The organism is Shewanella sp. VB17, from assembly GCF_013248905.1.
Lineage (GTDB): Bacteria > Pseudomonadota > Gammaproteobacteria > Enterobacterales > Shewanellaceae > Shewanella.
The window spans coordinates 2,121,424-2,135,370 of sequence record NZ_JABRVS010000001.1 but is presented as its reverse complement, the minus strand read 5'-3'; the positions used below and the strand labels follow the sequence as shown (position 1 = coordinate 2,135,370).

General features: G+C 41.9%; 7 protein-coding genes. 2 read left to right on the top strand and 5 right to left on the bottom strand.

Features of this window, described 5'->3' with window-relative positions; genetic code table 11:
• The first annotated feature begins 1 nt into the window (after window position 1).
• Complete coding sequence (locus tag HQQ94_RS09135) at window positions 2–3,055, top strand: efflux RND transporter permease subunit (RefSeq protein ID WP_173294122.1); 3,054 nt, start codon at window positions 2–4, stop codon at window positions 3,053–3,055.
• 253 nt (window positions 3,056–3,308) lie between these two features.
• On the opposite strand, the gene cydX is transcribed toward HQQ94_RS09135, so the two are convergent.
• The 4 genes from cydX to purL form a co-directional block, all read right to left on the bottom strand.
• The gene (cydX, locus tag HQQ94_RS09130) at window positions 3,309–3,428 is read right to left on the bottom strand and encodes a cytochrome bd-I oxidase subunit CydX (protein WP_173294121.1); all 120 of its coding nucleotides are present in this window, start codon (window positions 3,426–3,428) and stop codon (window positions 3,309–3,311) included.
• Window positions 3,429–3,443: 15 nt separating this feature from the next.
• Window positions 3,444–4,583 carry a cytochrome d ubiquinol oxidase subunit II gene (cydB, locus tag HQQ94_RS09125; RefSeq protein WP_173294120.1) on the bottom strand — a complete coding sequence of 380 codons (1,140 nt, stop codon included), beginning with the start codon at window positions 4,581–4,583 and terminating at the stop codon, window positions 3,444–3,446.
• A gap of 14 nt (window positions 4,584–4,597) precedes the next feature.
• Window positions 4,598–6,154: a cytochrome ubiquinol oxidase subunit I gene (locus HQQ94_RS09120; RefSeq protein ID WP_173294119.1), complete on the bottom strand. Its 1,557-nt coding sequence runs from the start codon at window positions 6,152–6,154 to the stop codon at window positions 4,598–4,600.
• Window positions 6,155–7,519: 1,365 nt separating this feature from the next.
• Window positions 7,520–11,401, bottom strand: a complete 3,882-nt coding sequence (gene purL, locus HQQ94_RS09115) for a phosphoribosylformylglycinamidine synthase (RefSeq protein ID WP_173296585.1) — start codon at window positions 11,399–11,401, stop codon at window positions 7,520–7,522.
• 325 nt (window positions 11,402–11,726) lie between these two features.
• On the opposite strand from purL, the gene mltF reads away from it, so the two are divergent.
• A complete protein-coding gene (gene mltF / locus HQQ94_RS09110) occupies window positions 11,727–13,169 on the top strand; it encodes a membrane-bound lytic murein transglycosylase MltF (protein WP_173294118.1) in 1,443 nt (480 codons plus the stop codon).
• Between the two features lie 204 nt (window positions 13,170–13,373).
• Here mltF and tadA read toward each other — a convergent pair whose 3' ends face one another.
• A complete protein-coding gene (gene tadA, locus HQQ94_RS09105; protein ID WP_309247242.1) occupies window positions 13,374–13,892 on the bottom strand; it encodes a tRNA adenosine(34) deaminase TadA in 519 nt (172 codons plus the stop codon).
• Window positions 13,893–13,947 lie beyond the last annotated feature (55 nt).

The window sequence follows — 13,947 nt, the reverse complement described above, 5'->3', positions numbered from 1 at the left end:
TATGATTAAAGCATTTGTCGAAAATGGTAGACTCACAAGCCTCTTTATTGCTCTACTAATTGTTGCGGGGTTAAGTGCTGTATACAGCTTGCCTAGAATGGAAGATCCTGATGCTACAATACGTATCTCAGCAGTGATCACTCACTATCCAGGAGCGTCATCAGAGCGAGTGGAAGCTTTAGTCACTGAAGTCCTTGAGGAGCAGCTCCGTAGACTCGAAGAGATTAAACTAGTCCAATCTACCTCTAGGCCAGGTATTTCAGTGATCCAACTTGAACTTAAAGATGACGTTATTGATACCGCTCCAGTTTGGTCCCGTGCAAGAGATTTAATTGCAGATGCCAAACCATTGCTCCCAACAGCCGTACAAAGCCCCACTTTAGATGATCAAATAGGCTATGCCAGCACTGCGATTTTAGGCCTAGTATGGAAAGGGAGTGGAGAAGTACGTGTCGATATGCTAAACCGCTATGCTAAAGAATTACAAAGTCGCTTACGACTCATAAGCGGCACTAACTTCGTTAACCTCTATGGCAACCCCACCGAAGAAATTCTAGTGCAACTTGACGGCAACAAAGTCAATCAACTGCACCTAACTCCAGCTTCAATTGCACAGATCTTAAAAAATGCCGACACTAAAGTGTCTGCTGGTGAAATTAATAATAATAAGTTTAGGGCATTAATCGAAATATCTGGAGAACTGGATTCACTCACCCGGATCCGCCAGGTCCCGTTAAAAATTGATGAACTCGGGCAGATCATTCGATTAGGAGATGTGGCAACAATAACAAGAGAAACTAAAACGCCCGCTCATTCAATTGCCTTAATAGAACAAAATCAAGGTGTGATGGTTTCCGCCCGTATGCTCGATAATACTCGCGTTGACTTATGGCTAGACAAAGTCAGAATTGTCGTTGACGAGTTACAAACTAGCGTTCCTGCCAATATAGAGATCCAATGGCTATTCGATCAAGAGGGTTATACCAGTGATCGACTCAGCAGCTTAGTACAGAGTCTCTTACTCGGTTTTGTCATTATTTTAATCGTGCTAATGTTAACACTGGGATTACGTAATGCTGCACTTGTTTCTCTATCTTTACCATTAACGGCATTGTTTACCTTAGCCTGTATGAAATTGATAGGCCTACCAATTCACCAAATGTCCATCACAGGTCTCGTCGTCGCACTGGGGATCATGGTTGATAATGCGATTGTTATTGTCGATGCTATCGCACAAAGGCGGCAACAAGGTTTATCTCAACTTGAAGCAGTACGTAAAACCTTACATCATTTTTGGTTACCTTTAGCCAGCTCAACCATTACCACAATGCTGGCTTTTACTCCGATAGTGTTAATGCCTGGTGCAGCCGGAGAGTTTGTCGGAGGGATCGCCATTTCGGTCATGTTTGCCCTCATCGGTTCCTACTTAATCTCCCACACACTAATAGCAGGACTTGCCGGACGCTTTGGTGACGATGGAACTCAGCATTGGTATCAACGTGGAATAAAACTTACCTTCGCCAATCAATTGTTCAACACTACATTATCAAGGGCATTGAAAAGGCCCCTATTATCAATATTGCTCATCACTACCATTCCCGTTATCGGATTCTTGACCGTCAGCCAGATGACTGAACAATTCTTCCCACCGTCAGATAGAGATATGTTTCAAATTGAGGTTTACCTACCCTCTCATGCCAGTATCGAGAGCACTAGGTCCTACGTCGAAACCATCGATTTTCAATTACGCAAAACCGCAAGTATTATCCGAATTGACTGGCTTATTGGCGGTAACATTCCTTCTTTTTACTACAATCTTCCTCAACGCCAACAAGGTGCAAGTCATTATGCCCAAGCCATGATTAAAGTCTCAGATTTTAATACTGCCAACACATTAATCCCGCAACTTCAGCAGCAGCTCGATGCTCACTTTCCACAAGCTCAGATCTTGGTTCGCAAGTTAGAACAAGGCCCACCGTTTAATGCCCCTGTTGAGTTAAGAGTATTTGGGCCTAATTTAGATCAACTTAGGCTCCTTGGAGATGAAGTAAGGCGAATTTTAAGTAACACACCTGATGTTATTCACACTCGATCGACGCTAAGTGCTGGCGCGCCTAAAGTTTGGTTTAAAATAAATGAAGATGCTAGCTTAATGAGCGGCTTGAATTTATCTGATATTGCCAAACAAATCAGAATGGCTACCACAGGGATCAATGGAGGAAGTTTACTTGAGCAAACAGAATCACTGCCCATCAGAGTCAGATTACAGGAAAGCACAAGAAGGCAACAAACAACACTATCAGGGATAAATTTATTGTCAGCCTCCGGTACTGGGATCCCTCTTTCTGCTCTTGCAAGCAATCACATCGAAGTGAGCCGAGGCGCGATCCCACGCAGAGATGGCCAGAGAGTGAATACAATTGAAGCCTATATTGTCAGTGGCGTGCTCCCACAAGAGGTCCTTGATAGTGCAAAAGAACGCATCAATGCAATGACTTTGCCTGCGGGTTACCGTGTAGAAGTCGGGGGTGAAAGTGCAAAACGTAATGAAGCTATTGGTAAATTATTATCCAATCTTGGCCTTGTCATCACCTTGCTACTTGCCACTGTCGTACTATCTTTTAACTCCTTTAGGTTAACAGCAATCATATTTTTTAGCGCTCTACAATCTGTTGGACTTGGTTTACTTTCGGTCTTTGTATTTGGTTATCCATTTGGGTTCACTGTGATTATTGGTTTACTTGGACTCATGGGATTGGCCATCAATGCTGCCATTGTTATTTTAGCTGAACTCGAAGCTCAAGATGATGCGAGGCAAGGAAATATACAAAGTACCGTTACTGTGGTTTCCAGCTGTTGCCGTCATATAGGATCAACAACCATTACAACAGTAGGTGGCTTCTTACCCTTAATTATCGCTGGAGGTGGCTTTTGGCCCCCCTTTGCCATAGCCATTGCAGGTGGAACGCTGTTAACAACCCTCTTATCGCTCATTTGGGTCCCCGCTGTGTACCACTTAATCATGAAACCCAAAAACAGTGCTCTCCACTCATAATGCCAATGGCATTAAATAAATGATCAATTCAAGGTCTGCTATAAAGCCAGTTTCAAAGCCCTCTATACTGGGTTGAATGATTTAGATATACAACTGTATACATACATCAAGAGTCATGCAGGAAACAGGAATCCAGAGCTGAGAATAATAATTTTAGCTTCAATCATCCGCTAGCCACATGGATCATAAAAAATCCCGTAAGAAAAATATTCTTACGGGATTTTTTTATCGCTTCACACTAAAATACGACGAGTCATTCATCTTTATTTTCAGTGTCTCTGTCCATATTTTCGGTTGTCTCAAGCCATAAAGCATTAATAATACCAAATGAACACGCCAATAATACACCCAACATCCAAGCAAAGTACCACATAATATCAGCTCCTTATCAGTATAATGATGTCTTATTATTATCAATAAAATCACGAGACAAACGACCAAACATCTTCATATAAGTATAAATTGTGTAGCTAAGTACAATAGGGATAAAGATAATCGCAGCCCAAGTCATTACTGTTAACGACATTTCACTTGCTGTTGCATCCCACATAGTCAAGCTCACGTTAGGATCGAGTGATGATGGCATAACAAAAGGAAACATTGCCGCACCACAGGTTAGGATCACAGCAGCTATCGCTAATGAACTAAAGAAAAAAGCACAACCTGACCAATTCAAACGACTTGATAGAAAAACAAGGATAGGCATCGCTAACCCCAATATTGGAAACAACATAGTGAACGGGTATTTATCATAGTTTGTTAACCATGCTCCAGCCTCTATCGCTACCGTTTTCAATGTTGGATCTGATATGCCATAAGTATCAATCGTCGATGTGATCACATAGCCATCGATACCATTCACTAACCAAACACCCGCGCCGGCAAAACAGATAAATAAAACAATGGCAAATATTTGAGAGGCATTTGCAGCCCGTACTCTCAACTCACCTTCAGTTTTCATTTGTAACCAGGTCGCACCTTGCATCATAAACATACTGACACAGACAACACCGGCCAGTAATCCAAATGGATTTAACAAACCGAAGAAACCACCATGATAAGTTGCACGTAAGTACTCATCAAAATTAAAGGGAACACCTTGCAATAAATTACCAAATGCAACACCAATAACTAACGGCGGCACAAAACCACCCACAAACAGTGCCCAGTCCCATGACCTACGCCACCTTGGATCTTCTATTTTAGAACGGTAATCAAAACCGACAGGACGTAAAAACAAGGCAAACAATACCAACATCATGGCAACATAGAATCCAGAAAAAGACACGCCATAAACCATAGGCCAAGCAGCAAACAACGCCCCACCAGAGGCAACTAACCAAACTTGGTTACCATCCCAATGAGGGGCTATCGAATTAATCATAATACGACGTTCAGTATCATCTTTACCAATCACCGGTAATAGTGCACCCACGCCCATATCAAAACCATCGGTAACGGCGAAGCCAATAAAGAGTACGCCAATCAGCACCCACCAGATCAACCTCAACATTTCATAATCAAACATAATCCGCTCCTCGCTCAGGCATCTATATTTTCAAAGTGATAACGACCAGTCTTTAAACTACTAGGACCTTTACGAATAAACTTAATCATTAAGTAGGCTTCGATAACAAGCAGCACAATATAAAATAAAGAAATGGATATAATGCTAAACCAAAGATCACTTACTGATAGACTTGAGGCTGACATAAATGTTGGCAATACTTCTGAGATAGTCCAAGGTTGACGGCCATATTCAGACACAAACCAACCACACTCAATCGCAATCCAAGGTAAGGGTAAACTGTACAGTGCAGCTTTCAATACCCAAGGTTTTTCTTCAATTTGATGACGCGTACTCTGCCAAAATGCCGCAGCGAATACCACCAGCATAATAATCCCTGAGCCTACCATGGCACGAAACGACCAAAATATGGGGGCAACATTTGGGATAGAATCCTTAGCAGCAGCCATAATTTGTTCTTCGCTTGCATCAACGACTTTATCCGTATAGCGCTTCAATAAAAGCCCATAACCTAAATCAACCTTAGCCTCATCGAATCTTGCTCGTAATTCAGGAGTGTCGTTACCTGCACGTAGCTCAGTTAACATGGCGTAAGCGTCCATCCCATTACGGATCCGCACTTCATGCTCATCAATCAAATCATGAATACCTATCACCTGCTCATCAAGAGAACGAGTTGCAATGATCCCCATCGCATAAGGAATTTTAATCGCATAATCAGTCTGCATCGTTTCTTGATTAGGGAATCCCACTGCGGTAAAAGCCGCAGGTGCTGGCTCTGTATGCCACTCAGCTTCAATAGCAGCAAGCTTAACACGTTGTGCTTCACCCACTTTATAACCAGATTCATCACCCAATACGATAACCGACAGAATTGACGCCATCCCAAAACTGGCTGCAATAGCGAATGAACGACGCGCAAAAGGGAGATCGCGTTTCTTCAAAATATAATAAGAGCTAATAGCAAGCACAAACATAGCACCAGCAACATAACCGGATGCAACCGTATGTACAAACTTCACTTGAGCAACAGGATTAAACAACACATCAGCGAAACTAGTCATCTCCATTCGCATCGTTTCATAATTAAATACTGATCCAGCGGGGTGCTGCATCCACCCATTTGCAACCAAGATCCACAAGGCTGACATGTTCGATCCCAAGGCGACTAACCAAGTTATCGCAAGATGCTGCCCCTTACTAAACCTATCCCAACCGAAGAAAAACATACCGACTAAAGTCGACTCAAGGAAAAAAGCCATTAAGGCTTCGATAGCCAGTGGCGCACCAAATATGTCGCCGACATAATGAGAATAGTAAGACCAATTAGTGCCGAACTGGAACTCCATAGCAAGACCTGTGGCCACACCCAGAGCAAAGTTAATGCCGAACAGCTTACCCCAAAATTTAGTCATGTCTTTATAGATTTGCTTACTGGTCATCACATAGAGTGATTCCATTATCGCAAGTAAAAAAGCTAGACCCAAAGTTAAGGGAACAAACAAGAAGTGATACATGGCGGTCATCGCAAATTGAAAACGTGATAACTCAACAACCTCTTCTAAAATCATTGGTGACTCCTTAGGTGATACATCCATTAGTCATGAGTCAATTCAGATCATTCATCACTAATGCCTATTGAGGAATTTAGCGGTAATCGCCTACAATGCGGTTAAATTATATCGACGATTACACTGCATATTTTATTTATAAACCATGTTTTCAGACTATTACGCCCTAATTTCTGGCTCTACACGTTCAACGACTCCTCACAAAAAATAAAAACATACGCAATGCATAAATAAAGAATAACTTACTAGAGGCTTATGTTCCGTAATTTAACTCAATTAAGCGCCATATCACCTCTATTTTATACCATTCAAAATTGTTCAAAATCAATCAATCACTCTGTTTAAAGTGGATTTTGGGCTTAAGGACACAGTTCCATACACTGCAGCCTTGACTTTAAAAGGAAAATATGAAGCCAATAACAGGTTATGGGTATACCTATATTTTCAGTTAGTTTAAGAAGACCAAATAACTCTTGCAGCATAAAGAACAAAAAATTATTTTTATCATCAGTTTTATCAATGCTGACTTAACGACAAAAATTACACCCAACCCATTATTAAATAACAATAAAGCATAAAAAAATAAATTTGAAATTGAAATACACAAAAAATATTGATTAGTTTTAATAATGATAAAATACAATTTTTTTAGTTTGATGAGCCCCGTATTTCAACATATCATGCACTGGTATTCAGGAGATAGCACGTGAATCCGGTGAAGCTACCCGGCACAAGTAAACTCCGATCATCTATTTATTACACCACTGTGTGGAGAGACAAAATGAAAAAATTATTCGATCGTATAGTCAATAGCTACAAGCGTGTTTTTGTTGAACTTTATACCGCTAGAGAGCTATAACTTCACTTTTTAACATGCCAATGTTACTTGAAGTTTTATAAGTGCAAAAGTAACCACCTTTCGGTTAACCTAGGTGGTTTTTTGTTATCTTAAAGTCAATAGTTCCACTTTCAATTGCACTAGATGAATTCATATTCGTAGCTCACCGCACTATTTATTTTTTACCTATACTCAAACAACCTCAAGATACGGGATCTGTGGAAGCCTCCGTCGAATATCAGCACAGCCTTAGTGCTATCAAACTACCATAGTCTCAATCACAGCCTTATTCAGTCATCCAATAGGAACTCTGAAGCGAGCATCTTGAAGTGGCCTGTACATACCATTACCTTAACTGCTCACAAAATGAAACCTGCCTAAGTGACTCTTTGTTAAAATTCATCTTACACCAACATATTTAACTCAATGCAAACGATTAGTTATATTCATTTTATTAGTCAGTTAAATAAAAAAAGCTTCGAAAGTATCGAAGCTTTTTTTTATTACGTTACCCTAGTATAGGATATTTAACCCATTTCAACACGTGCATTTCTGAACATTCTCATCCAAGGGCTATCTTCTCCCCAAGCATCAGGGTGCCATGAATTTGCTACCGTTCTAAATACACGCTCAGGATGCGGCATCAAAATTGTCACACGTCCATCAGAACTACAAAGCCCAGAAATAGCATTTGGAGAGCCGTTAGGATTTTGTGGATACTGAGTCGCTATTTCACCGTTACCATTAACGTACCTAAGTGCAATAGTCCCTGACGCTTCTGCGACAGCTAACGCTGCTGAGGAGCTAAATTCAGCACGCCCTTCACCATGAGAAACAGCAATTGGCATACGAGAGCCTTGCATCCCTTGTAAAAAGAGTGATGGATTATTCTGTACTTCAACCAAAGTAAAGCGCGCTTCGAAACGCTCAGAGCGATTACGTACGAACCTAGGCCAATGTTCAGTGCCCGGAATAATGTCTTTTAACGTCGATAACATCTGACAACCGTTACAAACTCCTAAAGATAGGCTGTCATTACGTTCAAAGAACTGACTAAACTGCTCACGAGCATGACTGTTAAACAAAATAGACTTAGCCCAACCTTCACCAGCGCCCAGTACATCGCCATAAGAGAAGCCACCACAAGCGGCTAAGCCTTGGAAGCTATCTAAGGTCACACGGCCGCTGAGAATGTCACTCATATGGACATCAGTACTTTCAAAGCCTGCACGATTAAATGCCGCTGCCATTTCTAAATGTGAATTAACCCCCTGCTCACGCAAGATAGCGATTTTAGGCGCGATGCCTTTTAAAATGTAGGGTGCAGCAACGTCTTCACTTGGATTAAATTTAAGATCAACGGTTAAACCAAGATCGCTCACATCTTGCTTAAGTGCAAATTCTTCATTAGCACACTCAGGGTTATCGCGCAGTGACTGCATCTGATGCGTCGTTTCAGCCCAAATAGCCCTTAATGCTGTACGTGATTCAGCAAACAACTCACGCTGACCATCACAGATGGTTATGCTGTCTTCTGATGTTAACGAACCAATCACATGACACCCAACACCCGCGGCGATAAATTTAGCTTTAATGTCTTCACTTTGTGAACGACTTACTTGTAACACACCACCTAGCTCTTCATTATATAAACGTTCAATATCGCTGCCAGAAACAGAAGATAGATCAATTGCTAAACCAGTATGCCCCGCAAAAGCCATTTCAACTAACGTAGTAAATAAACCACCGTCACTGCGATCATGATAAGCAATAACAGTGCGATCACTGACAAGAGGCTGCATCACTTCAAAGAAGCCACGTAGTAAGCTAGCATCTTGAAGATCTGGGGCAATGTCTCCTAATTGGCCATATACTTGAGCAAGGCATGAGCCACCAAGACGATTGTGACCAGCACTCAAGTCGACAAATAAAAGATCTGTTTGACCTTTATCACTACGCAGTTCAGGCGTTACCGTATTGCGAATATCTTGTACTGCACCGAATGCTGTAATAACTAAAGACATAGGAGAAGTCACTGCTTTATCTACGCCTTTATCTTCCCAAGCTGTCTTCATCGACATCGAATCTTTCCCCACTGGAATGGTCAGTTCCAATTGCGGGCACAGCTCTTCACCAATCGCTTTAACCGCCTCATAAAGACCAGCATCTTCACCGGGGTGACCCGCTGCTGACATCCAGTTTGCAGACAGTTTAATCCGTTTAAATGACCCAATGTCACTACCCGCTATATTCATGATCGATTCAGCGACAGCCATCCGAGCTGAAGCACCAAAGTCCAATAAGGCTAACGGTGTACGTTCACCCAGTGACATGGCTTCACCAGTATACGAATCATAGCTCGCAGCAGTCACGGCACAATCAGCAACAGGGATCTGCCAAGGACCGACCATCTGATCACGATTCACAAGACCGGTAACACTCCTATCACCAATGGTGATCAAAAATGTTTTTTCAGCGATGGTAGGCAGACGTAATAGACGATGAGCAGCTTCTTTTATATCAATCTTATTTTGATCTAATTCAGGAGAAACCGCTTTCACCGTCACAGCATCTCGGCTCATTTTAGGCGCTTTACCTAATAAAACCTCTAAAGGCAGATCAATGGGCTTATCACCAAAGTGTTGATCACTAAGCGTCAGATGACGTTCCTGCGTCGCGACACCCACAACAGCAAAAGGAGCACGTTCACGCTCACAGATGGCAGTAAATACATCCAGATTTTCAGGCGCGACAGACATCACATAACGCTCTTGAGATTCGTTACACCATATTTCAAGCGGGCTCATGCCTGGTTCATCCGAAGGGACGTTTCTTAACTCGAAGTTTGCACCACGTCCGCCGTCATTCACCAGCTCAGGAAAGGCATTGGATAGTCCACCTGCTCCCACATCATGAATAAACTGTATCGGATTTCTATCACCCATTTGCCAACAACGGTCAATCACTTCCTGACAACGGCGTTCCATTTCTGGATTTTCACGCTGCACTGAGGCAAAATCAAGATCTTCACTCGATTCACCCGAGGCCATCGAAGAAGCAGCACCGCCGCCTAAACCGATATTCATTGCAGGTCCACCGAGTACGATTAATTTCGCCCCCACGGTGATCTCACCTTTTTGAACATGTTCAGCGCGTATATTACCTAGGCCACCAGCAAGCATGATAGGTTTATGGTAACCACGTACTTCCACACCATTATGGCTACACACTTCTTGCTCATAGGTGCGGAAATAACCCAATAAGGCTGGACGACCGAATTCATTGTTAAAAGCAGCGCCACCTAATGGGCCTTCAGTCATGATATCCAAAGCTGTCACGATACGCTCAGGCTTACCATAATCCGCTTCCCAAGGTTGAACAAACCCTGGAATTTTTAAATTTGACACACTAAAGCCCGTTAATCCTGCTTTAGGTTTAGAGCCACGTCCGGTGGCACCTTCATCACGGATCTCTCCACCTGAGCCTGTTGCAGCACCGGGATATGGGCTGATAGCTGTTGGGTGGTTATGGGTCTCAACTTTCATCAAAATGTGCATTGGCTCAGTATGATAGCCATAAACACCATCGTCTTCAGGGAAGAAACGACCCGCTTCATAACCTTCCATGACCGCCGCATTATCGCTGTAAGCGGATAACACGCCATCAGGGGTCTTTTCGAAGGTATTTTTAATCATTTTAAACAAGGATTTTGACTGAACTTCGCCATCGATGGTCCAATCAGCATTAAATATTTTATGCCGACAGTGTTCTGAGTTCGCTTGCGCAAACATCATCAATTCAATGTCATTAGGGTTACGATTCAGTTTGATGAAGTTCTCAACTAAATAATCAATTTCATCATTGGCTAACGCAAGACCTAACTCATTATTCGCCTTCACTAGGGCATTTCGCCCTTCACCTAAAATATTAACACTAGCCACTTCTTTTGGCTCGGTATGAAGAAATAGCATATCGGCTTTATCAAAGTCAGTTAATATCACTTCGACCATACGATCATGGATAAGGCTATGCAGTACTTTTTGCTGTTGACTACTGAGTACATCGGACTCAACATAATAAGCAATACCACGCTCTAGACGATTTATCTTGTTGAGACCACAGTTATGAGCAATATCGGTTGCCTTAGATGACCAAGGTGAGATAGTTCCTGAACGTGGAGTCACAAAATGAAGTGATCCTTGTGGTATGTGCGCTTCAATAGCGGGACCGTAAGTAAGGAGTTTGGCAAGTTGCTCTGTTTCACTCTTATCAAGAGAACCAGACAAATCGGCTAAATGGACATATTCAGCATAAATCCCAGTAACAGGAAGTGATTCATTATCAAATGCTTCCGTTAACTTCTTAACTCTAAACGCTGATAAAGCAGGGGCTCCGCGGATGATCTCCATCACGTCATTTCACCTTATAAATTATAATTGCAGGGTCAGATCAAGCGCCATTATAGGGAAATATTGCCGACAAATCACGCCTAGTGTTTTGTCGAAAACAGTATTTCCTGACAAATACAAAAAAACACCAATATGCCATCAAAAATAGAGATGATTGATATAAAAAATATGGATTTAAATATTTAACACGCTCTTCATTTCTCCTGTTAATTTTTCACTATAGCGCCCTACATTTCACCAAAAATTGGGTTTATCTTAATTTATGATATAATTGTCTGCTGGCTTCGTGAAACAACTCGACCATTGGCGGCGACATCAGGTAACTATGAATAGAATTTTGATCATTTTTCTGACTCTACTATTGCTGGCTAGCTGCCAGAGAGTCGCGGTGGAAAATACAAAATTAATTCCTGATGAGATAGACAAAACGGTATTAAATGTCGGTACAGTCTATGGTTCACAGATTTACATCACAACGGGACAAGGTGAAGCAGGATTTGATTTTGAGATGGCAAGCCGTTTTGCTGAATACTTAAATCTCGATTTAGCAATGAAACCGTACTCTAACATTAAAGATCTTTATCAAGCACTGGATAAAGGTGAGATTGACCTTATTGCCGCAGGACTTACCGATACAGCAACTCGCAGAGAAAACTTCAGATTAGGCCCTCCTTTATATCGAGTTAATCAAGTCTTGGTCTATAAACAAGGCACACATCCACCGAAACACATTTCACAGCTCAAAGAAAGTATCACGGTTATCACCGACTCCTCCTTTGTCGAAACCCTAGCACAACTACAGCATACCTATACTGAGCTGACCTGGGAGCAAGAGAAAGATAAGGACAGCGAAGAACTGTTGGCGATGATTGCCAGAGGAGAGATACCCTACACGATTGCAGACTCCACGACCTTCGAAATAAACAGACGTTACATGCCTGAACTTAGAGCAGGTCTGGTGCTAAAAGAAAAACAAGCCATCGTCTGGTTACTACCCGCAAAGAACAGCGACAGACTGATGAGTTCCTTGCTCAGCTTCTGGCATGACGAGAAGCGTAATGGCAGCTTAGCCCAACTTAATGAAAAATACTTTGCCCATGTAAAACGCTTCGATTATGTCGATACTCGCGCATTTCTAAGAGCCATAGACAACAAATTGCCTAAGTATAAAGAACGTTTTCAATATTATGCTGGTGATCTTGATTGGAGAAAATTAGCCGCTACCGCCTACCAAGAATCACATTGGAATCCCAATGCTCGCTCCCCAACAGGCGTGAGAGGGTTAATGATGTTGACATTACCTACAGCAAAACAAATGGGCATTGAAAATCGCCTCGATGCAGAGCAAAGTATTAAGGGTGGCGCTAAATATCTTAGTGATATTCTCAATCGTTTACCGGAATCAATCCCAGAAAATCAACGTATGTGGTTTGCGTTAGCTTCCTATAATATAGGTTATGGTCATGTTGAAGATGCACGAAAACTAGCAAGTTCAATGGGCTTAAACCCAAGTGCTTGGCGAGACATTAAAGAAGTATTGCCTTTATTACGCAAACGAAAATATTATACAAAAACACGTTACGGTTATGCCCGTGGTAACGAAGCCGTACATTATGTCGACAATATTAGACGTTACTATGATACCTTGGTATGGATTGATAATCAGAACCAATTATTAGAAGATGAACAAGACTTAATTGAAGACGCTAAACTTGCCGAGCAGTTAAGCACAGACCACGACACACTCACTGGTGCGCAACCACAATAATACTAAGCGAGATGACTCATGAAAAGAAGAGCAATAAACACGGTATCAGCAAGACGTCGATCACAATTAAAGTTAAAACATCAAAGAACATTAAATAGGCAAAAACAGTTTTTTGTATTCCTTCAGCCGCTAATTTAATTAAAAAGGGATCAAATACATAGCAAGATTAGCGGTCATCATCCCCCAAAAATTAAATTGAATATACTATTCAGATAAGTCCTGTAATGATGCTAACTTTTGCTGCTGCCTGAGTGCTTTTTTCTCTTTACGTCGACGTTTGAAGAACTGACTCAACTGCTCTGCACATTCAAGTGCTAATATTCCCGATGTGACCTCGAGTTGATGATTAAAAGCTGGGTGTCTCACCAGATCCACCACGGTTCCAGCGGCCCCTGTTTTATCATCATGGGTACCAAAAACTAACCGAGAGACACGTGAATGAACCATCGCCCCTGCACACATTGCGCAAGGCTCTAACGTGACATACAAAGTCGTGTCTAATAAACGATAGTTCTCTATAATTTTACCTGCCTGACGTAAACACTGCATCTCAGCATGTGCAGATGGATCATGCAGCCCAATACAGAAATTAAATCCCGCGCTAATCACCTCATTATCCTTAACTAGCACAGCGCCAACAGGCACTTCACCTTTCTCTTCTGCTTTTTTTGCCATATCCATTGCCATTTTCATGTAATGAATATCCCGCTCTAACTGCGACACAACAACACCTCATAAATAATACTTTTTAAGCGCAAATAAGTGCTTTAGCTTAGAT